This window comes from Proteus hauseri, from assembly GCF_040139125.1.
GTDB lineage: Bacteria > Pseudomonadota > Gammaproteobacteria > Enterobacterales > Enterobacteriaceae > Proteus > Proteus hauseri_B.
The window spans coordinates 118,276-143,166 of the sequence record NZ_JBEEUB010000006.1 but is presented as its reverse complement, the minus strand read 5'-3'; the positions used below and the strand labels follow the sequence as shown (position 1 = coordinate 143,166).

The following is a 24,891-nucleotide window of genomic DNA, read 5'->3' as shown; positions in this document are numbered from 1 at the left end:
ATTAACAAATTTAGAAATTCATTTATTTAATAAATTTATTTATATAATTTTTAATGAAAAATTAAAAAGTTTTTTATATGTAAAAAAGCAAACACCATTCAATGACATTTATATTATCAATGAAATTAAAAATACTTTAACTATAAAAAACAGCCATTAAATTTAAATATTATATTTAAGATATCTAAAAACAACTTTAAATATAAAAATAATTCATAGTGAAAATGATTACATCTTATTTATTTAAATTAAAATAAATCAACTTAAAAACAATTTCAAAATAAACTTAAATATACCAAATAAACAATCAAAATTATTATAGACATATTCTTTATTTTAAATTAGCTTAAACATAGATTATTAAAAAAAGAAAGAGGACTAATTATGAAAGAAAAAAAACATTACATTGTTAAAAAAGTTGAGGATATGAATTTTCACGGTGAATATAATGGAAATTTTAATTATGTGAAGCACGGTCACCCTGAAATAACAATATTCGTAGCACCATCAGGTAGTAAAATCTATGATGATGGTAATGAGACAGATAACAAATCAACTTATGGACATATTTTTATTGGTATTAAAGGTTGGAACCCAGTGACTAAAGAAAAAGAAGCGATTACAGTCGGCTTTAGCCCTGGTGATGATATGACGACAAGCAGAGATAATTTTTCATTTGATGATCACCTTCGTTATCCTGATGCATCTACCTTATCAATTATGTCACATAATTGGCCATTTTTAGAAAATTTTAAAAAGTTATTCACTCTATTACATACATATAAAACGGGTGAAAAACCTCCTCCTAAATATAATATTTTATTCAATAACTGTGGTCACTTTGTTCAATATGTTTTAGAACAATCAGGATTTAGAAATATTAATATTTCATTTGAACCTGATGACCTTTATAAAAATTTAAAACATTTAGCAGATAATTATCAGACCCCATTAGCTATAGATTTAAATGGTAATGGTATACAGACACTTCCTAGCAATTTAGGAATAGCATTTGATTTTGATGGAAGTAATACACCTATTCAAACTGGTTGGATCCATTCTGATGATGGATTATTAGTTTGGGATAGAAATAACGACGATGCTATAAACAATGGGAAAGAATTATTTGGTGATAATAGTTTATTGCCAGATAACACTAAAGCAGAAGATGGTTTTTCTGCCCTCTCTATCTTAGATAGTAATACAAATGGATTAATAGATACATATGATGTTCTATGGTCTGAATTAAAAATTTGGCAAGATAAAAATTCTGATGGGATAAGTCAAAAAAATGAATTATTTACTTTGAATGACATGGGTATTAATTCAATTGAACTCAATACTAGTCAGATAAATTATTATGATAAAAATAGTAACTTTCATAAATTGGGCTCCTCAGTTAATTGGAGCAATGGAAATAAGACACAGATTACTGATGTATTATTTCATCAAAAAAATAAAATAGCGGATATAGCGGATATATCGGAATACAATAATAAAGTAAATAATATTATTCATGATATGGCTTCTTTTACTTCAGATAATTTATATGATCATCTCCCACAAATCTCATCTGCTATTACTTCATTAAACAATCCTGTCATCACACCAAACTTATTAGGATAAAAAATGAAAACACTTAATAAATTAATATTCTTCTTATTTTTTATCAGCAATCCTACTTTTGGAAAAGACTATCCAATAGTGACAGATCAGATGTTAGTTCCTGGATATAACCGCTTAGAACTACGTTATGACCAAATATTACTCCTTACCGCACCTTATCCAAAAAGAGTGAAGATGTACCTTCTTTAATTAGAAAAGCGAAAATAAGTGAAGATGAGAATGACAATTACCTTATTGCATCCATTTTCTTTACCGGATGTTCAAAACTAGCATCTGATAATGTAGATAATAATGATAAAGAGCAATGCAGTTTATCTCATCATTACTTAAGTGAAATCTTAAGATTAAATGCTAATCACGGTGCTGCGTTATACCACCAAGCACTTATTTTTGAAAATGGTTATGGTGTACAGAAAAATATACATCAAGCTATTGAGCTTTTTGATAAAGCCTGTCAAATAAAAGGAAATAGAGTTATTGCAGCTTGTGAGGAACTGTTCTCAATTTATTTACGTGGAGAAAAGGGAATACCTCAAGATCTCAATAAAGCAAAGGAATATGCACAATGGATTGCTGATAATGGAAGTAGAGAGTACAAATACCATATTAAACGATGGGATCAAATTCTATTCACTCTCAATGAGAGCAAAAATCTGGAGAAGTGCATAGAAAGTGGAAAGTCTGTACATATTTGTACCTAAATAAGTAATAAAGCACATATTGAGTTTGCTGAAAAAATGTATCCCGAAAATTTTAAACCATAAAAAAACCAGCCAATTTTCATTGACTGGTTTTAATTTTTCGCCATCCACTCAATTTAATATTGAGTGGATTGTAGGCTCTTATTGGTTATGAGAGCTGCTACGACGACGTGGAGTACCTTCGTTGTTACGGCTACGGAAGTTTCCACGCTCACCACTACGTTCATTGCTGCTACGCTCACCGCTGTTACGCTCACCGCTGTTAGCACGGTCACCATTACCACGACGTTGTGGTTGATCACCATTATTGCTAAAACGACGACCACCTTGTGGTTGACCATCACGACGGCTGCTGCTGTTGCTGCTGCTACCACCACCAGGACGACGTTCACGGTAAGGTTGTGCATCACCCACTAATTGCATATTCAGTGGTTTGTTCATGATACGAGTGCGAGTAAAGTGACTTAATAAGTCTGTTGGCATACCTTTTGGTAACTCGATAGTTGAGTGAGAACCAAATAATTTGATATTACCAATATAACGGCTGCTGATATCACCTTCGTTAGCAATTGCACCAACGATATGACGAACTTCAACACCATCATCACGGCCAACTTCAATACGGTATAAATCCATTTCACCCGCTTCGCGACGCTCACGACGAGGAGCACGTTCACGGTCGTTTTCACCACGACGGCGATCATCTCCGCGACGATCATCACGATCATTAAATTCGCGACGTGGACGACGAACTGGATCTGGTGGAAGAATAAGCGCGCGCTCACCTTGTGCCATTTTCAGTAATACTGCTGCTAATGTTTCCATATCTAACGCTTCTTCACCTGCTGGCGCTAATTTTGGTAACAGAGCACGGTATTGATCCAGATTGCTTGTCTCTAACTGTTGAGCAATTTGCTGTGCAAATTTTTCTTGACGACGTTGGCTGATAAGTTCTGCGTTTGGCAGTTCTACTTCAGGAATAGTCATCTTCATAGTACGTTCGATATTGCGCAGTAAACGACGTTCGCGGTTATCTACGAATAGAATTGCACGACCCGCACGACCTGCACGACCAGTACGACCAATACGGTGAACATAAGATTCTGAATCCATAGGGATATCATAGTTCACAACAAGGCTAATACGGTCAACGTCAAGACCACGAGCAGCAACGTCAGTTGCGATCAGGATATCTAAACGACCATTTTTCAAACGCTCTAACGTTTGTTCACGTAATGATTGGTTCATGTCGCCATTTAATGCTGCACTGTTATAACCATTGCGTTCTAAAGCTTCAGCAACTTCTAATGTTGCGTTTTTAGTACGAACGAAAATAATTGCTGCATCAAAATCTTCAGCTTCAAGGAAACGGATCAGCGCTTCATTTTTACGTGCGCCAAATGTCATCCAGTAACTTTGGCTGATATCAGGACGAGTTGTTACGCTGCTTTGAATGCGAACTTCTTTTGGATCATTCATAAAGCGACGTGTAATACGACGAATTGCTTCTGGCATTGTTGCAGAGAACAGTGCTGTTTGGTGTTCTGCTGGAATTTTACTTAAGATATTTTCAACATCTTCAATAAAGCCCATACGTAACATTTCATCAGCTTCATCCAGTACTAAACCTTTCAGTTTAGATAAGTCTAAAGTACCACGGTTCAAGTGGTCTAACAGACGACCTGGAGTACCAACAACAACTTGTGGTCCTTGACGTAATGCACGTAATTGAACGTCATAACGTTGACCACCATACAGTGCAACAACATTCACTTTTGGTAAATGTTTAGCGAAATCTTCAATAGCTTCAGCGACCTGTACCGCGAGTTCACGAGTAGGTGCTAATACTAAAATTTGTGGAGCTTTTAATGATTCATCAAGATTGTGTAATAACGGCAGGCTAAATGCAGCGGTTTTACCACTACCGGTCTGTGCCATGCCCAAAACATCGTTGCCGTTTAAAAGAGAAGGAATACATTGTTGCTGAATTGGAGAAGGCTTTTCATAGCCTAAGTCATTCAGTGCAGTCAAAATAGGTGCTGATAAACCTAGATCAGCAAAAGTCATATCGGTTTCAGTAGTCATGTCACTGTGCCTCATTCATTATGGCAGCCAGTTGACATAACATACCGCATGGTTTGTCGGTCTTTATCATCTAAAATGTGAACTGGCTCAAATTATATTATTAAACGAACAAACAAGCCCTCATCCTTTATAGATGATGGCTTTCAAACTGATCAGAGAAATGTTCGTCAGCTATTGCTGGTCCGATTCCGCTAGGTCTTCTTGTTGGCCTAACAGCGCTAATTCCAACAATGCATAGCGGTGCTCAACAAAGTTATGTGCGTTGTTGGCAACCGTCAGCTTGAATAACGCTTGTGCGCTATCCATGTCCCCCAGACTTAGGTAATACTTACCTAAATAGAAGTTAGTTTCACTGAGATGCTCAGCGAGCGAAGTGTTATCGGTTGAAACTTCACTTAGTTTTGCCATCAATGTTTTTTCATTGATATCACCTAAGTAAAATTCAACTATATTCCATCCCCATTGCCCCGTTTTATCCGCCTGCTGGTATCGCTGTTTCAACTGTTGTTTAGCTGAATCAGTGTTTATCTCTTTTTCAACAAGATATAACCAAAGCGAACGAATGGGGTCATTTGGATCGACCTGATAAAACGCCTGCAGATCATCCTGCGCCAATTTCAATCGGCCACCGTAGTATAAAGCGATACCACGATTAAAACGCGCATTATTGTAAGTTGGATCAAGCTCTAAAACAGAATCAAACGCTTCATATGCAGCATCATAATTTGCTGCTTGCGTAAAATAGATACCTAGAAAATTAAATATTTCTAGCATATCGGGTCTCATTGATAGCGCCATTGAAAAATCATTACGCGCTAATGCTCTTAAACCTAGACTATCATACAGCACACCACGCTCATATAAAAGCTGCGCGTATTCATCTTCGGTTAATGAGCGGCTCGCAAGGATCTGTTCTATACGAGCCAATATGACTTCTTGTTGTAAAGAAGGCTGTAATGGAGTAGCAAAAACTGCATTCTGACGCCATTCTGGGCTAGTGCTGCATCCGGAAATAAAGATGAAAACAGCAATAGAACAACCGCGCAGAAATGTTTTCATTTCCAACTCCCAAAGTCAGACTCTTTCAACAAAAAGCATTCAATGACGTCCTATTTGTCAATAATAATAAGTCCCTACCGATACCTATCTCTAGATACCGGTAGTAGAATATCATTAATTAGCAGATTCTTCAGATGAAGTTTCTGTTGCTTCCTGCTGATTTGCTTGTGCTTCTTTCATGCTCAAGCGAATGCGGCCTTGACGATCAATTTCCAGTACTTTAACAGGAACTTCTTGTCCCATAGTTAAATAATCACTGACTTTCTCAACACGCTTGTCTGCGATTTGAGAAATATGAACCAAACCTTCTTTGCCGCCACCGATAGCAACGAATGCACCGAAGTCAACAATACGGGTTACTTTACCATTATAGATACGGTTCACTTCAACTTCAGCGGTAATTTCTTCGATACGAGCAATTGCCATTTTAGCTTGCTCATTGCTTGTTGCAGCAATCTTCACCGTACCATCATCTTCGATTTCGATAGTCGTACCAGTCTCTTCCGTTAATGCACGGATAACTGAACCACCTTTACCGATGACGTCTTTGATTTTGTCTGAATTGATCTTGATAGTGTGAATGCGTGGTGCAAATTCAGAGATATCAGCACGAGGTTGGCTAATTGCTTCTTCCATAACACCTAAAATATGCAGACGAGCGCTTTTCGCTTGGTTTAACGCAACTTGCATAATTTCACGAGTGATACCTTCGATTTTGATATCCATTTGTAATGCGCTGACGCCGTTACGGCTACCCGCAACTTTAAAGTCCATATCGCCTAAATGGTCTTCATCACCAAGAATATCTGAAAGAACAACGAAGTTTTCGCCTTCTTTCACAAGACCCATCGCAATACCTGCAACAGATTCTTTAATTGGTACACCAGCGTCCATCAGTGCTAAAGAAGCACCACAAACAGAAGCCATTGAAGATGAACCATTTGATTCGGTGATTTCTGAAACCACACGAACAGTATACGGGAATTCATCAAGCGTTGGCATTACTGCTAACACACCACGCTTCGCTAAACGGCCATGACCGATTTCACGACGTTTTGGTGAGCCCATCATACCCGTTTCACCTACTGAGTATGGAGGGAAGTTATAGTGCAGTAAGAAAGCATCAGTATGTTCACCCATAATATCATCGATATTTTGAGCATCACGTGTTGTACCTAATGTTGCAGTTACCAGTGCTTGTGTTTCACCACGAGTAAACAGTGCTGAACCATGAGTACGAGGTAATAAACCAGTGCGGATATCTAACGCACGCACCATGTCTTTTTCGCGACCATCAATACGTGGTTCACCAGCTAACACACGAGCACGAACAATGTTTTTCTCTAAGCCAGAGAAAATATCATTGATTTCGCCTTCATCTAATGTTTCATCTTCAGCTAATAAAGTCGTGATGACTTCTTCGCGGATAGCATCGATTTGCTCATAACGTTCTTGTTTCTCAGTAATACGATAAGCATCACCGATACGTGCTTGAGCGATTTGTGCAATACGGTCATGTAAAGGTTGATTAACGGTTTCTGGTGTCCAGTCCCATTTCTCTTTACCAACTTGTGCAACTAATGCATTGATATTTTCAATCACAACTTGTTGCTGGTCATGACCAAATACCACTGCACCTAACATCTCTTCTTCTGATAATAAATCAGCTTCTGATTCAACCATCAGTACCGCACCAGCAGTACCAGCAACCACTAAGTCTAATTTACTGATTTTCAGCTCATCAACGGTTGGGTTCAGAACATATTGGCCATCGATAAAACCAACACGTGCACCACCGATAGGACCATTAAATGGAACACCAGATAGCGCTAATACAGCTGAAGCACCAATCATTGCAACGATATCTGGGTTAACTTGTGGGTTAACAGAAACAACAGTAGCAACGATTTGAACTTCGTTTAAGAAGCCTTCTGGGAATAATGGACGTAAAGGGCGGTCAATTAAACGTGCAATTAATGTTTCGCCTTCACCAGGGCGACCTTCACGACGGAAGAAACTACCTGGGATACGACCAGCAGCATATGAACGCTCTTGGTAGTTAACTGTTAATGGGAAGAAATCTTGACCCGTTTTAACTTTTTTCTTGGCAACAACAGTAACAAAAACAGCAGTGCCATCCATGTCTACCATTACGGCTGCTGTAGCTTGACGAGCCATCATGCCCGTTTCTAGCGTTACGGTGTGTTGACCGTATTGAAATTTACGAACTGTAGGATTCAGCAAAATAATATCCTTTATCTTATTGTCGCCAGATGCTTAGCGACGATGAATTTTCTTTTCTCCGCTACGTCCCCTCGCGACTAATGAAAATACTTTTCAACATGATATTAAAATATTTTCATTAGCCGCGCGAATTGTCGTAACTAGAGAATCCAAATAACAATCACCACATTAAAACATAACGACTAATATTAAAAATAGCACGTTCTAGTAGAAAAGGGGCCAACAGGCCCCTTTCCACTGAAACTCGCTTAATTAGCGGCGCAGACCTAAACGTTCGATCAGTGCAGAATAACGAGCAACATCTTTACGTTTCAGGTAGTCCAGCAGATTACGACGGCTGGAAACTTTACGCAGCAGACCACGACGGCTGTGGTGATCTTTTTTATGCTCTGAAAAGTGACCTTGCAGGTGGTTGATTTCTGCAGTCAGCAGTGCAATTTGAACTTCGCTTGAGCCAGTATCGTTAGCATCACGACCAAATTCAACAACGATTTTTGCTTTCGCTTCAGTACTTAGAGATGACATAATAAACTCCAAAATGATATAAAATTTTCAGATAGCCAATCTCTAATTCAGCTATCCAACTCAGCCACCTAAACAGATAGCCGCATTATTCTACGCTGCAAACACAGTTAGCGCAAGAATTGCTATTAAGTGTTATCGATTGTGTTGTATTCAACAACCACGCGTTTAGGAGCAACAAGTCCATCTCTGATGATTGCCAAACCAATGAATTTTTCTTCATCACCTTCGGTGACTCTTAATAATTCACCTTCAGCGATATCATGATTAACTCTAACAGGTTGACCTAACTTTAAGTATCCAGCAATAACCGTAGATAAATTAACCACAGGAAAATGGGCTACTGCAGTATCCATAGGCAATAATAACGCATCAAGACAAGAGAACGGTTCTTCTTCGAGAGATTGTGCTTTCTCAATCAATGTTCTCAATTGCTCAAGTGTTACCATACGCTCTTTAGGATAATCAGCGACTTCTAATCGACGTAAAAAGATGACATGAGCGCCGCATTGTAGCTTTTCGCCAAGATCATCAATTATAGTACGAATATAGGTTCCTTTAGAGCAATGGATTTCAAGCTCTAATTCATCATTTTCCCAACGAATAAATTGTAATTCATAAACAGTGATAGGTCGTGCTTCGCGTTCAATTTCAATACCTTGCCTTGCATATTCATACAAGGGTCTACCTTGATGCTTTAATGCAGAGTACATAGAAGGCACTTGTAATGTCTCACCACGGAAACTATCTAATGCTGTATCCAACTCTTGTTGCGTAAAGCCAACTGGGCGCTGTTGGATAACTTCACCATGCGCATCAGACGTATCAGTTCGTTGCCCTAAACGTGCAATCACGCGATAACACTTATCTGAATCCAACAAAAATTGAGAAAACTTAGTTGCTTCACCTAAACAAATAGGCAGCATTCCTGTTGCTAAAGGATCCAGTGCCCCCGTATGTCCTGCTTTACTGGCATTGAACATACGGCGGACTTTTTGGAGTGCATCGTTAGAGGAAATATCTTGGGGTTTATCGAGTAGCAAGACACCGTTAATCTCACGCCCCTTACGACGACGCCCCATTACTCTTCCTCTTTATGACGACGTTTTTCATCATCCTTAACCACATTAGTAACAAGGTTAGACATACGCATACCTTCAACTAATGAGTTGTCATAAGCAAATGTTAGCTCAGGGACGATACGTAAACGCATCGCTTTACCCAATAATGAACGAATAAAACCAGCAGCTTCATTAAGCGCTGCTAAACCATTAGCGACCATTTCTTCTTCACTTTCATCACTACCAGATAGGTTGAAGAAAGTAACAAAAACTTTGGCATAAGCTAAATCACGTGAAATTTCAACACCAGACACGGTCGCCATTCCAATACGAGGATCTTTGACTTCACGTTGTAAGATGATTGCGATTTCTTTTTGCATTTCCTGAGAAACGCGTTGAGCACGGCTAAAATCTCTTGCCATTATATCTCTCCCTGGCAATACAGCATTTTCTCTGATTGCCACTATTGATTCTGATTCAAAAATAGATAACTTCTAAAGAGTATACATGATGTAGCGTCTCACGACTGCTTTCTGCCTATCTATACAATTTGGAAATAAAAATTTTTCTTCATTGCTATTTTACCCTGTTCTCTTGCTTTCACAAATGACTGAAAGCCAATCTATTTCGGTTATGTTGAAAAATAAAGGAGAAAAATAAGCGAGGATAAATAGAGCAAAGAAGGGAATAAGAAGGGAGCCGTTAAGCTCCCTTTTAAAACAAGACGTACTAAATTAAACAATAGAACGTTTGATTTCGATAATTTGGAAGACTTCAATCATGTCGCCAACGCGGACATCGTTGTAGTTTTTCACACCGATACCACATTCCATGCCGTTACGAACTTCGTTGACGTCATCTTTAAAGCGACGCAGTGACTCAAGCTCGCCTTCGTAGATAACCACGTTATCACGTAGAACACGAATTGGGTTATTACGTTTAATGTTACCTTCAACCACCATACAGCCTGCAACTGCGCCGAATTTAGGTGATTTAAACACGTCACGGACTTCTGCAAGACCCATGATCTCTTGTTTGTATTCAGGTGCTAACATACCGCTCATTGCCAGTTTGATTTCATCAATCAGGCTATAGATCACGGAGTAGTAACGTAAATCAACACTTTCTTGTTCGATGATACGGCGTGCTGATGCATCTGCACGAACGTTAAAGCCAAGAATGATTGCTTCAGAAGCGGCTGCTAAAGTTGCATCTGTTTCAGTGATACCACCTACACCAGAACCGATAATTCTTAGTTTAACTTCATCTGTAGACAGTTTAACTAATGCATCAGTAATCGCTTCACAAGTACCTTGAACGTCAGTTTTCAGTACGATGTTCAGTTCAGAAACTTTACCTTCTTCCATGTTAGCAAACATGTTTTCCAGTTTAGATTTCTGTTGACGAGCAAGTTTCACTTCGCGGAATTTACCTTGACGATACAATGCCACTTCACGTGCTTTCTTCTCATCACGAACAACGGTAGCTTCATCACCCGCAGAAGGAACGTTAGACAGACCTAAAATCTCAACTGGCATTGAAGGACCAGCAGACTGAACTTCTTGACCTAATTCGTTACGCATTGCACGAATACGACCGTATTCGAAACCACACAGAACGATATCACCTTTATTCAGTGTACCTTCACGAACAAGGATAGTTGCAACTGGACCACGACCTTTATCAAGGTAAGATTCAATAACAACACCGCTTGCCATGCCTTCTTTTACTGCTTTCAGTTCAAGAACTTCAGCTTGTAATAAGATAGCATCAAGTAATTCATCGATACCAAGACCTTGTTTTGCAGATACATGCATAAACTGAGTCTCACCACCCCAATCTTCTGACAAGATGCCATATTGAGATAGCTCAGTTTTAACGCGATCTGGATCAGCTTCATGTTTATCAATTTTATTCACAGCAACAACGACAGGTACATTTGCCGCTTTAGCGTGCTGGATTGCTTCGATAGTTTGAGGCATTACACCATCATCAGCCGCAACAACAAGAATAACAATATCTGTTACCTGAGCACCACGAGCACGCATTGAAGTAAACGCGGCGTGACCTGGAGTATCAAGGAAAGTAATTTCGCCTTTATCAGTCTTAACGTGGTAAGCACCAATGTGCTGAGTAATACCACCGGCTTCGCCTGATGCAACTTTCGTTGAACGAATATAGTCAAGTAATGATGTTTTACCATGGTCAACGTGACCCATAATAGTAACAACTGGAGCACGAGAAACTGCGCTTTCTTCGCCAGTGTCACGGTCATTCATTACTTGTTCTTCTAATTCGTTTTCACGACGTAAGATAACTTTATGACCCATTTCTTCAGCAACTAACTGTGCTGTTTCTTGGTCTAAAACCTGATTAATGGTTGCCATAGCGCCCATTTTCATCATAGTTTTAATGACTTCAGAACCTTTTACAGCCATTTTGTTTGCTAATTCAGCAACAGAAATGGTTTCACCGATGATAACATCACGGTTTACTGCAACAGCAGGTTTGTTGAAACCTTGTTGTAAGGTGCTGCTCTTACGTTTGCCTTTCTTATTTGAACGGCCCGCTGCGCGAGCTTCTTCACGATCAGCTTTTTCAGAATGGCGATTATTTTTCTTAGCGCGCGGTGCTTTAGCCGTACGACCACGACCACGACCACCTTCTACTTCTGCATCACTTTCATCTTCTGCATCACGAGCATAACGAGATGTAGTTACATGATAGTCAGCGCTTTCTGTTTCTGGCGCTTTAGTTTCAGCAGTCCATTTTTCAGCATTTTCTTCAGCTAAGCGGCGTGCTTTTTCTGCTGCAGCGCGCGTCTCTTCTTCAACTTTCAGGCGCTGTGCTTCTTCTGTTTTACGTTTCAGTTCAGCCAGTTCAGCATTGCGACGGGCTTTTTCCTGATCTGCTACATCAGCTTTTGGTTTATCGTTTTGTTTCACTTTATTTTTTTCCGCTGCTTCGCGCTTAGCTAATTCCGCTGCTTCACGTTTTGCTTCTTCAGCTTCACGTTTCGCTTTTTCTTCGGCCTGTTTCTTGGCCTCTAGTGCTTCACGTTTTGCTTTTTCTTCAGCTGCGCGCTGTGCTTTTTCTTGTGCTTCGCGCTGTGCTTTCTCTTCTGCTTCGCGATGCGCCTTTTCTTCCGCTTCACGCAGCGCCTGCTCTTCCGCTTGTGATTTTTCAATTACATCACGGTTCACATAAGTGCGTTTTTTGCGGACTTCGATGGCTACAGATTTACTTTTGCCACCTGTACCAGGAACACTTAACGTACTACGAACTTTACGTTGCAGTGTCAGTTTACCTGGTTGGCCAGTTGATACGTCTTTATCACGGTTCAACCAAGCCAGCAAGGTCTCTTTCTCTTTTTGGGAGACAGAATCAGAGACGGTCTTCTTAATACCGGCATCAGCAAACTGCTGTACCAAACGTTCAACCGGTGTCTGAATTTCTTCTGCCAGTGATTTTACTGTTTCATCTGTCATTCTGTTCCTTCCTGCTCAGCTATTATGCATCATTCCCAAACCAGCAGATATTACGGGCGGCCATAATGAGTTCGCCTGCGCGCTCACTATTTAAACCATCAATATCAGTTAGGTCGTCGATACCCTGTTCGGCAAGATCTTCCAGTGTGCAGATACCACGGGCAGCTAGATCAAATGCTAAAGAGCGTTCCAAGCCTTCAAGGGCTAATAAGTCCTCAGCTGGCTGGTTATCGCCTAGGCTTTCTTTTTGAGCTAATTCAATTGTCGTTAATGCAGCTTTTGCTCTTTCACGCAGAGCTTCGATAGTTTCTTCATCTAGACCATCGATAGCCAGTAATTCGTCAATTGGCACATAAACTAACTCTTCAAGGGTAGAGAAACCTTCTTCAACCAAGACGGTTGCGAAGTCTTCATCAATGTCGAGATGCTTAGTAAATATTTCAATGGCTGCGCTTGCTTCTGCCTGATGCTTCGCATTCAGGTCATCAGCAGTCATGACATTTAATTCCCACTTGTCATCACCGCGATGTATTTTCAGTAACTGAGCAGCAAGACGAACGTTTTGACCATTACGGCCTATCGCCTGAGCTAGGTTACTACTTTCAACTGCCACATCCATTGTGCATTTGTCTTCATCGACAACAATAGAAGCAACATCTGCCGGAGCCATTGCGTTAATAACGAATTGTGCAGGATTATCATCCCACAGAACGATGTCAATTCGTTCGCCGCCCAGTTCACTGGAAACAGCTTGTACACGTGCACCACGCATACCAACACATGCACCGACTGGGTCGATACGTTTATCGTTGGTTTTTACAGCGATTTTAGCACGAGAACCTGGGTCACGAGCAGCAGCCTTAATCTCAATGATTTCTTCGCCAATTTCTGGCACTTCAATGCGGAATAACTCAACCAGCATTTCAGAGCGAGAACGAGTAACGAAAAGCTGAGCACCACGTGTTTCAGTACGTACATCATACAGTACACCACGTAGACGGTCACCAGGACGGAAATTTTCGCGCGGAAGCATATCTTCACGTAGAATAACAGCTTCTGCATTATTTCCTAAATCTAGAGTGATGTTATCACGGTTCACTTTCTTCACAACACCAGTGATAATTTCGCCTAAGTGTTCGCGGAATTGATCAACAACCATTGCTCTTTCAGCTTCACGTACTTTTTGTACGATAACTTGTTTGGCGGTTTGTGTTGTAATGCGGTCGAAAGTAACAGATTCGATTTGATCTTCAATGAAGCCACCTAATTCAATCTCAGGTTCTTCATATTGTGCAGCTTCAAACGTGATTTCGCGGGTAGGTTGAGTGACTTCTTCAACCACAAGCCAACGGCGGAATGTATCAAAATCCCCCGTTTTACGATCAATGCACACACGTACATCAATCTCTTGTTCGTATTTTTTCTTAGTTGCTGTCGCCAGTGCGGTTTCCAGTGCTTCAAAAATCTTTTCACGAGGAAGAGATTTTTCGTTAGAGACCGCTTCCACAACAGCCAGAATCTCTTTGTTCATCCTAGTTGCCTCTTCAAAACTTAAAAGTGGGGTACCAGGTTAGCTTTCTGGATGTTGCTCAGTGCGAACACTTCGTCTTTACCATCCACAGTAACCGTGATCATTTCGCCGGCGACAGATTTAATAATGCCCTGCCATTTGCGGCGGTTCTGCATTGCAATCCGTAATACAACGGTGACTTCTTCACCGATAAATTGCTCATAATGCGTTGTAGTGAATAAAGGTCTTTCTAAACCAGGAGATGAGATCTCAAGGTTATAAACTGTTTGAATCGGATCTTCGACATCCAACACAGCACTGACCTGGTGGCTGACATCAGCACAATCATCAACAGTGATACCATCTTCACTATCAATATAGATACGCAATGTTGATTCTCGACCACGAATAAACTCAAGACCAACAAATTCAAAGCCTAATGCTTCTACTGGTGCTGAAATCATCGCTGTTAATTTTTGCTCTAATGTGGACAAACCCACCCCCAAGGCATAAAAAAAGGGCCTATAGCCCAGTATTCTATTCTCTGATAACAAAAAACCCCGAAATTCGGGGCTTTATGCAACTGGACCCTGTAAATTGCCATTCGAGAATAACCTCTTCTTACGGCACATTCCACTCAGGATCATAATCGATTTACAAGATGATTAATGAGAAAAGTGCTGTATTGTTAGAAGTGGTTGCGGGGGCCGGATTTGAACCGACGACCTTCGGGTTATGAGCCCGACGAGCTACCAAACTGCTCCACCCCGCGTTCGAAAAACGTGGCAAATTTTACGCTGATAACAAGCAAAACGCAAGTTATCTGGAATAATGGTGCCGAGAACGGGACTTGAACCCGTACGCCCGTTTTGTAGGCACTACCACCTCAAGGTAGCGTGTATACCAATTTCACCACCTCGGCACTGAATGAGACTGTTATTTACAAATCAAAACCTAACAATCTCACTTTAAACTTTACTTAGATTACTGCGGAATATCTGTTTTTGCTGGCGCTACAGGCTGGGCTGATTGTTCAGCTTTTTTTGCTTCTTCTGCAGTCTGCTCGATAGACATCCACTTGCTGTCTTCACGTACAGTTTTATTGGCACTTAAATTACCCAAAATCAGGCAAAGTACAATAAACACTGTTGCTAAAACAGCGGTCATACGGGTCATGAAATTAGCTGAACCGTTTGAACCAAATACTGTACCGGAAGCACCTGCACCAAAAGAAGCGCCCATATCAGCACCTTTACCCTGCTGTAACAGGATCAGGCCAACCAGCCCTGTTGCTGCAATGATAAGAATAACAATGAGTGCTGTATACATTTGCGTTACCTATTCTATGGAACTTATCGCCTCAGCGATAACCTTCGATTGCTTCACCCGCTATAGCTCAACGACCTTACTAAGCGGGTGTGAATACTAACCAAAGCTGAACTGACAAGCAAGGTTATTTTTCTATAAAGTGATTGATTGAAGAAAAAAACAGCAATTACCCAACGTGTTTTACTGCATCCGCAATACGGTTTGCCATCGCTGTAACTTGTTCTTCATTTTCGCCTTCAACCATCACACGAATTAATGGTTCAGTACCCGATTTACGTAATAGAACACGTCCTTTACCTGCAAGCTCTTCTTCAACTGCCTTAGCGACACTTTGAACTTCAGGAGTTTGTAATGGATCATGACTACCTGTAAAGCGAACATTAACCAATATTTGTGGTAATAACTTCATACCGCTACATAAGTCATGCAGGGTCATATGATTACGTACCATTGCACTAAGTACTTGTAACCCAGCAACAATACCATCGCCTGTTGTTGTTTTATCTAGCAAAATAATATGACCTGAGTTTTCAGCACCTAAACGCCAGCCTTTTTCTTGAAGTTTTTCAAGAACATAGCGGTCACCCACTTTAGCCCGAACAAAAGGAATACCCAATTGTTTCAGTGCAATTTCTAACCCTATATTACTCATCAGTGTACCCACTGCGCCACCACGCAATTGTCCCTGACGTAAAGCTTCTCTTGCAATAATATAGAGAATTTGGTCACCATCAACTTTAAATCCTTGGTGGTCGACCATAATGATTCGGTCACCATCACCATCGAATGCTAAACCAACATCAGCGCCTTCTTCCAGCACTCTTTTTTGCAACATACGTACATCTGTTGCACCACACTCATCATTAATATTAATACCTGTTGGATCACAACCAATAGTAATAACTTCAGCACCTAACTCACGAAAAACATTAGGTGCGATGTGGTATGTAGCACCGTGAGCACAATCGACAACGACTTTTAATCCATTAAGATTATTCTCGTTGGGGAAAGTCCCTTTACAGAATTCGATGTAACGACCAGCCGCATCAACAATACGATTTGCTCGACCCAATTCAGCTGATTCAACGCAAGTAATTGGTTTTTCCATTTCTGCTTCAATGGCTTCTTCTACTTCATCAGGTAGTTTTGTACCATCAATAGAGAAAAATTTGATCCCATTATCATAATAAGGATTATGAGAAGCAGAAATAACAATACCGGCTTCCGCACGGAAAGTTCTTGTAAGATAAGCAACTGCAGGTGTTGGCATTGGTCCTGTAAATGATGCAGATAACCCAGCGGCGGCAAGACCCGCTTCTAATGCAGACTCCAACATATAGCCTGAAATACGTGTATCTTTACCGATAATGATTTTACGAGAGCCATGACGAGCTAATACTTTACCCGCAGCCCAACCTAATTTTAAAACAAAATCAGGAGTAATTGGACTATCTCCTACTTTTCCACGGATACCGTCTGTTCCAAAGTATTTACGTTCGCTCATTCATTATTTTCCTTTGCAGAAAGAGTCGCTTGCACGACTTTCATCGCATCAACGGTCTCTTTAACATCGTGTACACGAATAATCTGTGCGCCTTGCATTGCAGCAATGACAGCGCAAGCAACACTACCAGCAACACGCTCTTGTGGCGGAACATTTAATAGTTGTCCAACCATAGATTTGCGTGACATTCCGGCGAGTATGGGTAAACCAAAGTGATGAAATTCACTTAAGTGTGCTAATAACTGATAATTATGCGCTAAATTTTTACCAAAGCCGAATCCTGGATCAAGAATAATTTGATTTTTTTCGATTCCAGCATCAATGCAACGTTGGATATTCTCCTCAAGAAAATGGGTAACATCCATCATCACATTTTTATAATGAGGTGCTTGTTGCATTGTTTTAGGGTCACCCTGCATATGCATAATGCAAACAGGTAGCCCCGTTTTAGCCGCTGCTTCAAGTGCCCCAGGTTCTTGCAAAGAGCGAATATCATTAATGATTGTTGCTCCTGCTTTTGCTGATTCAGTAATAACTTGCGCTTTTGAAGTATCAACAGAAATCCAAACATCGAAACGTTGTCTTATTGCTTCAACAACAGGAACGACACGATGTAGCTCTTCTTCAATGCTGACATCGCTTGCACCAGGTCTTGTTGATTCGCCACCAATATCAATAATAGTAGCGCCTTGTGCAATCATATTTGCCGCATGATTGAGTGCATCATTGAGTGAGTTATGAGTACCACCATCAGAAAAAGAGTCTGGGGTGACATTTAAGATCCCCATAACTTGAGGTGTTGATAAACAAAGCTCTCTACCATTGGCAATTAATTTCATTATGTTAATACCTTTATAAAAAAACCCCAGAAGCCTGGGGTTTGTATTTTATAGCTTACTCATTTATTTCCTAAATAGGATTAGTGAGTATTGTTATCAGACGGTGTATCACCCTCTGATTCAGGCTTTTCTTTAGGTTCATTCGTAACGTGCGTCTGAGCTGGTTGTGCTGTTGTGGTGTTAGAACCACTGTTGCCATTACCATCCCAACCCGCAGGTGGACGAACTTCACGACGATTCATCAAGTCATCAATTTGTGGTGCATCAATAGTTTCATAAACCATCAGTGCATCTTTCATTGAATGAAGAATATCGATATTGTCCATCAGGATCTGACGAGCACGAACGTAGTTACGATCTACAATCGCTTTAATTTCTTCATCGATTGTACGTGCAGTATCATCAGACATATGTTGCGCTTTAGCGACTGAACGACCCAAGAAGACTTCGCCTTCTTCTTCCGCATACAGTAATGGCCCTAATTTTTCAGAGAAGCCCCACTGTGTCACCATGTTACGCGCAATATTCGTTGCTACTTTGATATCGTTAGATGCACCTGTAGAAACATGTTCTGAACCATAGATAATCTCTTCAGCTAAACGACCACCATATAAAGTTGAAATTTGACTTTCTAACTTCTGACGGCTCGCACTGATTTGGTCACCTTCTGGTAAGAAGAATGTCACACCTAATGCACGTCCACGAGGAATAATCGTTACTTTATGCACTGGGTCATGTTCAGGTACTAAACGACCAATAATTGCGTGACCAGCTTCATGATAAGCCGTTGATGCTTTTTGTTCTTCGGTCATAACCATTGAACGACGCTCTGCACCCATCATGATCTTATCTTTGGCTTTTTCAAACTCAACCATAGAAACAACACGTTTATTACCACGGGCAGCAAACAGAGCGGCTTCGTTAACCAAGTTAGCTAAATCAGCACCCGAGAAACCAGGAGTACCACGCGCTAAAATCGCAGGATCAACATCTGGTGACAATGGCACTCGACGCATATGAACTTTCAGAATTTGTTCACGACCACGAACGTCAGGTAAACCAACAACTACTTGGCGGTCAAAACGACCTGGACGCAGTAATGCTGGGTCTAAAACGTCAGGGCGGTTAGTTGCCGCAATAACGATAATACCTTCATTACCTTCAAAACCATCCATTTCAACTAGCATCTGGTTTAGTGTTTGTTCACGTTCATCGTGACCACCACCTAAACCTGCACCACGTTGGCGACCTACAGCATCAATTTCATCAATAAAGATGATACAAGGTGCGGCTTTTTTCGCTTGTTCAAACATATCACGAACACGAGAAGCACCCACACCCACAAACATTTCAACGAAATCAGAACCAGAAATAGTGAAGAATGGAACTTTAGCTTCACCAGCAATAGCTTTGGCTAATAACGTTTTACCTGTACCTGGCGGTCCTACCATCAGGATACCTTTAGGGATTTTACCCCCTAACTTTTGGAAACGACCCGGTTCACGTAGATATTCAACTAATTCACTCACTTCTTCTTTGGCTTCATCACAACCTGCAACATCTGCAAACGTTGTTTTGATTTGGTCTTCCGTCAGCATACGAGCCTTACTTTTACCGAAAGACATCGCACCTTTACCGCCACCACCTTGCATTTGGCGCATAAAGAAGATCCAAAGACCAATCAGTAATAGCATTGGGAACCAAGAAACAAAAATCTGAGTCAGAAGACTTTGACCTTCAAGTGGTTCACCCGTTACTTTTACATTACGGTTCATTAAAGTGGTCAGCAGGTTGTCATCACGCATAGGCATATACGTGCTGTACTTTGAGTTATCTGTTTTAGTTACATTAATATCATAACCACTTATGCTGACCTCGCGTAATTGGTTATTAGTTAACTCATTGATAAAGGTAGAGTAATCCACCTTACGACTATTCGAATCGCTGGGTCCGAAGCTCTGGAATAATGACATCAAAACGACTGCAATGACTAACCAGAGGATCAGGTTTTTCGCCATGTCACTCAAGGGATTAACCTCATATTACAACTGTGTTAACAAATAGCTTTAGGGTACTAAAGTTTACGCCCTGTGGCTACAATATATACCTCACGAGAACGAGACCGCGAAGCGTCAGGCTTACGAACTTTTACCTTCGTAAACAGGGAGCGTATTTGCCCCAGGTATTCATCAAAGCCTTCTCCCTGAAACACTTTGACAATAAAACTTCCCCCGGGAGCCAGCACATCACGACACATATCAAGCGCTAACTCTACTAAATACATGGATCGAGGAATATCGACCGCGGGTGTTCCGCTCATGTTTGGAGCCATGTCAGACATGACAACCTGTACTTTGTTGTCACCTACTCTATCAAGCAATGCCTTCAATACAAGTTCATCACGAAAATCGCCCTGAAGGAAATCGACTCCAACAATAGGATCCATAGGTAAAAGGTCACATGCGATGATTCGACCTTTGTTCCCTAACTGCTGTACAACATATTGAGACCACCCACCTGGGGCTGCTCCTAAATCGACAACGGTCATACCCGGTTTAAAAATGTTGTCACTTTGCTGAATTTCATCCAGTTTAAACCAAGCGCGAGAGCGAAACCCTTTTTTCTTTGCTTGTTGAACATATTTATCACTAAAATGTTCTTGTAACCAGCGGCTAGAGCTTGCCGAACGTTTCTTATTGGCCATTGTGTTTTCCAACTATCATACACTTAGCTATCAAAATTTTTACTATCTCACTCATTTAACCTCGTCATACGACATTTTATGGTGATAAGTGAGAGATGGCGTTAGAATAGATCGTTTTCAATCCCAACTAAGCAAAAATTAATGATGACTCTTAACAAAAAACAAATTCAACACCTGAAAGGGCTCGCTCATCACCTAAATCCAGTCGTTATGATTGGTAACAACGGGTTGACTGAAGGCGTTCTTGCAGAAATTGAACTCGCTCTGGCACACCATGAGCTTATCAAAGTCAAAATCGCAGGCGAAGATCGAGATGTTAAAAACTTGATCGTTGCAGCGATTGTACGCGAAAGCGGTGCACAGAATGTACAAGTTATCGGAAAAATATTAGTTCTTTATCGCCCTTCACAAGAGCGTAAGATTATTCTACCGAAATAAAACTTATACCTTTATATAAAAATGCCATTACTAACTCTATGGCAAAAAAGGCCTTTTAAGGCCTTTTTTATATTACCACAGGATAACAGCTGAGTTTTCTATAGAAACGTAAAATTACAAATTAAATGTATTTTACGTCTAAAACTTCATACTCAACTTGACCACCAGGTGTGTTGATAACAACCACATCATCTAATTCTTTACCAATAAGTCCCCGAGCTATCGGAGAGTTTACTGAAATTAAATTTTCTTTGATATTGGCTTCATCATCACCAACGATGCGATAAGTTTGCTCTTCTTCGGTATCTACATTTAACAATGTTACCGTTGAACCAAAAATAACACGACCGTTATTGGTCACTTTTGTCACATCAATAACCTGGGCATTAGATAACTTAGCTTCGATTTCTTGTATACGACCTTCGCAGAAACCCTGTTGTTCCCGGGCTGCGTGATATTCAGCATTCTCTTTTAAGTCGCCATGTTCCCGTGCTTCCGCGATAGCGGCAATAATTTCGGGACGACGAACACTTTTTAAAAACTCCAGTTCTTCGCGTAATCTTTCCGCACCCAAAACTGTCATAGGGATCTGATTCATGTGTTAATACCTCAATACTATTCCTAATAAAAAATAGGTATCATCCTGATTTTTTATACTAACAACACAGAGAAAAAGGTGTTTTTCCTCTTCTCAAGACAAAAAAAGACACAGGCAGCCTAAAACTGGACCTGTCTCTCATATATTTGGTGAATTAGCGGCCTTTTTAACAGCTAATTCGTGCTATTGAGAAGTAAAATTCGCCCCTCACATTTAAACTAAATCTAACACAAGACTCAAATAGCTTCACGCCTTATCTATATTTATAAATAGATAACTAGACATTTTCTGATAATGAAGTAATCACACTCATTAGCGTTTACTTTTGCCCTCATTGCCCTTTAGTATTACCCACTGGCAATCAACACTATAACGTTATCACGCTATAGTTATGGATAGAAAACTTATGCGCTTATTCCCTAATTTACGACGAATACTTTACATTTTAGGTGTCGTTAGCTTTTCAACGCAGGCTATTCCTGTAGAAAACTACATAGAATATCTCCCTGACGGAACACAGGTTAGCTTGATAACACAAACTGTTGGTGCCCCATCGCCTAATCTCACTTACCATGCAGACCAGTTGGCGCTTCCTGCTAGTACACAAAAAGTGGTAACAGCCCTAGCAGCACTACTGCAATTAGGTAGGGACTATCAATTTACAACAACAATGGAAACAGAAGGTCAAATAAATAAAGATCAACTTAATGGTGACCTGATCTTCCGTTTCAGCGGTGATCCAACCTTAACTCGCCAACAACTTAGAGGCATGGTTGCTATTTTAAAACAGTCGGGCGTGACAAAAGTCCACGGCAATCTACTCATTGATACTTCTGCATTTTCTAGTCATGACCAAGCCCCTGGTTGGGTTTGGAACGACATGACACAATGCTTTAGCGCACCACCTGGAGCGGCTATTGTTGATAAAAACTGTTTCTCCGTTTTACTACAAAGCGGGACTAAAGAGGGTGATATAGCAACGGTTCGTAAAGCCTCTTTTTACCCTGTTACCGTATTAAGTGAAGTTGAAACCTATGAAAAAGGCTCAACCCGAACCCGCTTTTGTGAGCTAGATGTCACTGTCCGTGATTTAAACACCTATGTTATTACAGGTTGCATGCCAAAACGTGATGATGCGATCCCTCTTATGTTTTCAATTCAAGATGGTGCTCATTGGGCAGGAACTATCTTAAAAGAAGAGTTACAAAAAGCGAATATTGAGCTTGATGGCTATGTAAAACGCCGTTCTCAAGCAAAAGCACCAGTAACAATTCTGGCTCAAACACAATCTAAGCCACTGCATAATTTACTTACCACCATGCTAAAAGAGTCTGACAATATGATTGCAGACACTATATTTAGAACAATTGGACGCGAATATTACGGTGTAGCAGGAACTTGGCGTTCAGGCGCTGATGCAACTAGGGCTATTTTGAAACAGAAAGCGGGCATTGATTTAAGTAATACCATTATGGTTGATGGATCAGGGCTTTCTCGACATAACCTCATTGCACCAGCCACCATGATGCAAGTACTGCAATATATTGGGCAGCATGAAAATGAACTCAATTTTATTACTATGCTGCCACTCTCTGGTCATGATGGCACATTACAATATCGTGGTGGATTTCATGAAGCAGGTGTTGATGGCAAAGTATCCGCTAAAACAGGCTCTTTAAAAGGGGTTTATAATCTTGCAGGCTTTATGACAACGGCAAATGGGCAAAAAGTCGCTTTTGTGCAATATGTTTCTGCTTATTCTCCGCCAACACAGAATCGTAATGCAGGTCGTGCCTATTTAGTGCGATTTGAAACGAATCTATATAAAGATATGTACAACAATCGATAATCTGATGACTAAATAAATACTAGAAATAATTGTTATAATAAAAAATGCCTGATAAATCAGGCATTTTCTTTTTAAGCTCGATATTGAAAACTCAATAGCTATAGAAGTAATAAATTAACGTTTATAAATAAACTCGATACCTTCATCATCTTCTTCATCCCAATCATCATCGTCATCTTCTTCAAAATCAGGATTTTCAAGTTGCTCTTTATGATAATCATCCCACATAAAGTCAACTTTATCGCTATCAACAGCTGTGGCAACCACATCTTGCTCTCGTGGTGTCACATTTAGGAATTCCATGATGTTCCAGCAAAGTTTTTTCACACCCTCTTGGTTGATCGCGGCTATCATATAGTAATCGCCTTCCCAACCAAGCGCATCAACGATAGCTTGTGCTTTCTCTTTCGCTTCTTCAGGATCAAGAAGATCAACTTTGTTGAAAACTAACCAACGTGGTTTTTGTGCTAATTTTTCGCTGTATTTTTCTAATTCAGAAACAATGATTCTGGCATTCTCTACAGGATCTGAACCATCAATAGGATCGATATCGATCAAATGTAATAACACTCGGCAACGTTCTAAGTGTTTTAAAAACTGGATCCCAAGACCTGCACCATCAGCAGCGCCTTCAATAAGACCTGGAATATCTGCCACCACAAAGCTCTGATGATTATCCATACGCACAACACCTAAGCTAGGCACTAATGTGGTAAATGGATAGTCAGCCACTTTTGGTTTTGCTGCTGATACCGCACGAATAAAGGTTGATTTGCCTGCATTTGGCATGCCTAACATACCAACATCAGCTAATAACATAAGTTCAAGCAGTACTTCACGCTCTTCACCTGGCGTTCCCATTGTGCGCTGACGTGGCGCTCTGTTAACGGATGATTTAAAACGTGTATTACCTAAGCCATGGAAACCGCCTTTAGCGACCATTTGCTTTTGACCATGGACCGTTAAGTCAGCAATTATCTCATTAGTTGCCAGATCACGAACACGGGTTCCAACGGGTACACTAATGGTAATATCTTGACCGCGCTTACCAGTACAATCACGGCTATGACCGTTTTCGCCTCGTTCGGCACGATAAGATTTAGTAAAACGGTAATCGATAAGTGTATTTAGGTTTTCGTCTGCAATCATGTAGACATCACCACCATCACCACCATCACCACCGTCAGGTCCCCCATTAGGGATATATTTTTCGCGACGAAAGCTTACACAGCCATTACCACCATCGCCAGCGACGATTAGGATCTTGGCCTCATCAACAAATTTCATGATTTTACTCCGTATGATAGCCATTAACGTGCTGGATGGCCGAAATT

21 protein-coding genes and 2 tRNA genes are annotated in these 24,891 nt (G+C 40.5%); 5 read left to right on the top strand and 18 right to left on the bottom strand.

Translation table 11 applies throughout. The annotated features are described in order from the left end of the window. Nucleotides 1-384 precede the first annotated feature (384 nt). The 3 genes from ABN099_RS11635 to ABN099_RS11625 are packed head-to-tail and all read left to right on the top strand — an operon-like array spanning nt 385 to nt 2,327. Nucleotides 385-1,626 (top strand): hypothetical protein, encoded by a 1,242-nt coding sequence (locus ABN099_RS11635; RefSeq protein WP_349463944.1) that lies wholly within the window; start codon nt 385-387, stop codon nt 1,624-1,626. Nucleotides 1,627-1,629: 3 nt separating this feature from the next. Next, on the top strand, nt 1,630-1,815 hold the full coding sequence (locus ABN099_RS11630) for a hypothetical protein (protein ID WP_349463943.1): 186 nt from the start codon (nt 1,630-1,632) through the stop codon (nt 1,813-1,815). Further along, on the top strand, nt 1,764-2,327 hold the full coding sequence (locus ABN099_RS11625; protein ID WP_349464081.1) for a tetratricopeptide repeat protein: 564 nt from the start codon (nt 1,764-1,766) through the stop codon (nt 2,325-2,327). Before ABN099_RS11630 ends, ABN099_RS11625 begins: the two co-directional genes overlap by 52 nt. A gap of 141 nt (nt 2,328-2,468) precedes the next feature. On the opposite strand, the gene ABN099_RS11620 is transcribed toward ABN099_RS11625, so the two are convergent. From ABN099_RS11620 to rlmE, 16 genes are all read right to left on the bottom strand, one after another. Beyond that, a complete protein-coding gene (locus tag ABN099_RS11620) occupies nt 2,469-4,412 on the bottom strand; it encodes a DEAD/DEAH family ATP-dependent RNA helicase (protein ID WP_349463942.1) in 1,944 nt (647 codons plus the stop codon). A 171-nt stretch (nt 4,413-4,583) separates the two neighbouring features. Further along, entirely contained in the window at nt 4,584-5,471 is an 888-nt protein-coding gene (gene nlpI / locus ABN099_RS11615; RefSeq protein ID WP_349463941.1) for a lipoprotein NlpI, read from the bottom strand. 114 nt (nt 5,472-5,585) lie between these two features. Further along, entirely contained in the window at nt 5,586-7,715 is a 2,130-nt protein-coding gene (gene pnp, locus ABN099_RS11610) for a polyribonucleotide nucleotidyltransferase (protein ID WP_349463939.1), read from the bottom strand. Nucleotides 7,716-7,967: 252 nt separating this feature from the next. Beyond that, a complete protein-coding gene (rpsO, locus tag ABN099_RS11605) occupies nt 7,968-8,240 on the bottom strand; it encodes a 30S ribosomal protein S15 (protein WP_349463937.1) in 273 nt (90 codons plus the stop codon). A gap of 125 nt (nt 8,241-8,365) precedes the next feature. After that, a complete protein-coding gene (gene truB, locus ABN099_RS11600; protein ID WP_349463936.1) occupies nt 8,366-9,319 on the bottom strand; it encodes a tRNA pseudouridine(55) synthase TruB in 954 nt (317 codons plus the stop codon). Then, nucleotides 9,319-9,720, bottom strand: a complete 402-nt coding sequence (rbfA, locus tag ABN099_RS11595) for a 30S ribosome-binding factor RbfA (RefSeq protein ID WP_349463935.1) — start codon at nt 9,718-9,720, stop codon at nt 9,319-9,321. The genes truB and rbfA overlap by 1 nt, the downstream gene beginning before the upstream one ends. Nucleotides 9,721-10,032: 312 nt before the next feature. Then, nucleotides 10,033-12,786, bottom strand: a complete 2,754-nt coding sequence (gene infB, locus ABN099_RS11590) for a translation initiation factor IF-2 (protein WP_349463933.1) — start codon at nt 12,784-12,786, stop codon at nt 10,033-10,035. Between the two features lie 22 nt (nt 12,787-12,808). Beyond that, nucleotides 12,809-14,317, bottom strand: coding sequence for a transcription termination factor NusA (nusA, locus tag ABN099_RS11585; protein WP_349463932.1), 1,509 nt, complete (start codon nt 14,315-14,317; stop codon nt 12,809-12,811). A 20-nt stretch (nt 14,318-14,337) separates the two neighbouring features. After that, the gene (rimP, locus tag ABN099_RS11580; RefSeq protein WP_349463930.1) at nt 14,338-14,790 is read right to left on the bottom strand and encodes a ribosome maturation factor RimP; all 453 of its coding nucleotides are present in this window, start codon (nt 14,788-14,790) and stop codon (nt 14,338-14,340) included. Nucleotides 14,791-14,991: 201 nt separating this feature from the next. After that, a tRNA-Met gene (locus tag ABN099_RS11575) sits at nt 14,992-15,068 on the bottom strand. Nucleotides 15,069-15,128: 60 nt separating this feature from the next. Continuing rightward, a tRNA-Leu gene (locus tag ABN099_RS11570) sits at nt 15,129-15,218 on the bottom strand. Nucleotides 15,219-15,280: 62 nt separating this feature from the next. Beyond that, nucleotides 15,281-15,625, bottom strand: a complete 345-nt coding sequence (gene secG / locus ABN099_RS11565; RefSeq protein WP_349463929.1) for a preprotein translocase subunit SecG — start codon at nt 15,623-15,625, stop codon at nt 15,281-15,283. Nucleotides 15,626-15,791: 166 nt separating this feature from the next. Further along, entirely contained in the window at nt 15,792-17,129 is a 1,338-nt protein-coding gene (gene glmM / locus ABN099_RS11560; protein ID WP_349463927.1) for a phosphoglucosamine mutase, read from the bottom strand. Next, on the bottom strand, nt 17,126-17,968 hold the full coding sequence (gene folP, locus ABN099_RS11555) for a dihydropteroate synthase (protein WP_349463926.1): 843 nt from the start codon (nt 17,966-17,968) through the stop codon (nt 17,126-17,128). The genes glmM and folP overlap by 4 nt, the downstream gene beginning before the upstream one ends. An 80-nt stretch (nt 17,969-18,048) precedes the next feature. Beyond that, nucleotides 18,049-19,995, bottom strand: a complete 1,947-nt coding sequence (ftsH, locus tag ABN099_RS11550; RefSeq protein WP_349463924.1) for an ATP-dependent zinc metalloprotease FtsH — start codon at nt 19,993-19,995, stop codon at nt 18,049-18,051. Between the two features lie 47 nt (nt 19,996-20,042). Continuing rightward, nucleotides 20,043-20,672 carry a 23S rRNA (uridine(2552)-2'-O)-methyltransferase RlmE gene (gene rlmE, locus ABN099_RS11545; RefSeq protein ID WP_064718627.1) on the bottom strand — a complete coding sequence of 210 codons (630 nt, stop codon included), beginning with the start codon at nt 20,670-20,672 and terminating at the stop codon, nt 20,043-20,045. A gap of 144 nt (nt 20,673-20,816) precedes the next feature. On the opposite strand from rlmE, the gene yhbY reads away from it, so the two are divergent. Continuing rightward, nucleotides 20,817-21,110 carry a ribosome assembly RNA-binding protein YhbY gene (gene yhbY, locus ABN099_RS11540; protein ID WP_064718751.1) on the top strand — a complete coding sequence of 98 codons (294 nt, stop codon included), beginning with the start codon at nt 20,817-20,819 and terminating at the stop codon, nt 21,108-21,110. A 121-nt stretch (nt 21,111-21,231) separates the two neighbouring features. Here yhbY and greA read toward each other — a convergent pair whose 3' ends face one another. Then, a complete protein-coding gene (greA, locus tag ABN099_RS11535; protein ID WP_064718626.1) occupies nt 21,232-21,708 on the bottom strand; it encodes a transcription elongation factor GreA in 477 nt (158 codons plus the stop codon). A gap of 406 nt (nt 21,709-22,114) precedes the next feature. On the opposite strand from greA, the gene dacB reads away from it, so the two are divergent. After that, nucleotides 22,115-23,557, top strand: coding sequence for a serine-type D-Ala-D-Ala carboxypeptidase (gene dacB / locus ABN099_RS11530; protein WP_349464079.1), 1,443 nt, complete (start codon nt 22,115-22,117; stop codon nt 23,555-23,557). 114 nt (nt 23,558-23,671) lie between these two features. Here the strand turns inward: dacB and cgtA are convergent, their stop codons facing one another. Further along, entirely contained in the window at nt 23,672-24,844 is a 1,173-nt protein-coding gene (gene cgtA, locus ABN099_RS11525) for an Obg family GTPase CgtA (protein ID WP_349463922.1), read from the bottom strand. Nucleotides 24,845-24,891: the final 47 nt, after the last annotated feature.

Excerpts from the sequence above, each read along its gene's own strand:
- ABN099_RS11635 (WP_349463944.1), top strand. The coding sequence starts at position 385 with ATGAAAGAAAAAAAACATTACATTGTTAAAAAAGTTGAGGATATGAAT.
- ABN099_RS11630 (WP_349463943.1), top strand. The coding sequence starts at position 1,630 with ATGAAAACACTTAATAAATTAATATTCTTCTTATTTTTTATCAGCAAT.
- ABN099_RS11620 (WP_349463942.1), bottom strand. The coding sequence starts at position 4,412 with ATGACTACTGAAACCGATATGACTTTTGCTGATCTAGGTTTATCAGCA.
- nlpI (WP_349463941.1), bottom strand. The coding sequence starts at position 5,471 with ATGAAAACATTTCTGCGCGGTTGTTCTATTGCTGTTTTCATCTTTATT.
- rpsO (WP_349463937.1), bottom strand. The coding sequence starts at position 8,240 with ATGTCATCTCTAAGTACTGAAGCGAAAGCAAAAATCGTTGTTGAATTT.
- truB (WP_349463936.1), bottom strand. The coding sequence starts at position 9,319 with ATGGGGCGTCGTCGTAAGGGGCGTGAGATTAACGGTGTCTTGCTACTC.
- rbfA (WP_349463935.1), bottom strand. The coding sequence starts at position 9,720 with ATGGCAAGAGATTTTAGCCGTGCTCAACGCGTTTCTCAGGAAATGCAA.
- infB (WP_349463933.1), bottom strand. The coding sequence starts at position 12,786 with ATGACAGATGAAACAGTAAAATCACTGGCAGAAGAAATTCAGACACCG.
- nusA (WP_349463932.1), bottom strand. The coding sequence starts at position 14,317 with ATGAACAAAGAGATTCTGGCTGTTGTGGAAGCGGTCTCTAACGAAAAA.
- secG (WP_349463929.1), bottom strand. The coding sequence starts at position 15,625 with ATGTATACAGCACTCATTGTTATTCTTATCATTGCAGCAACAGGGCTG.
- glmM (WP_349463927.1), bottom strand. The coding sequence starts at position 17,129 with ATGAGCGAACGTAAATACTTTGGAACAGACGGTATCCGTGGAAAAGTA.
- folP (WP_349463926.1), bottom strand. The coding sequence starts at position 17,968 with ATGAAATTAATTGCCAATGGTAGAGAGCTTTGTTTATCAACACCTCAA.
- rlmE (WP_064718627.1), bottom strand. The coding sequence starts at position 20,672 with ATGGCCAATAAGAAACGTTCGGCAAGCTCTAGCCGCTGGTTACAAGAA.
- yhbY (WP_064718751.1), top strand. The coding sequence starts at position 20,817 with ATGACTCTTAACAAAAAACAAATTCAACACCTGAAAGGGCTCGCTCAT.
- greA (WP_064718626.1), bottom strand. The coding sequence starts at position 21,708 with ATGAATCAGATCCCTATGACAGTTTTGGGTGCGGAAAGATTACGCGAA.
- dacB (WP_349464079.1), top strand. The coding sequence starts at position 22,115 with ATGCGCTTATTCCCTAATTTACGACGAATACTTTACATTTTAGGTGTC.
- cgtA (WP_349463922.1), bottom strand. The coding sequence starts at position 24,844 with ATGAAATTTGTTGATGAGGCCAAGATCCTAATCGTCGCTGGCGATGGT.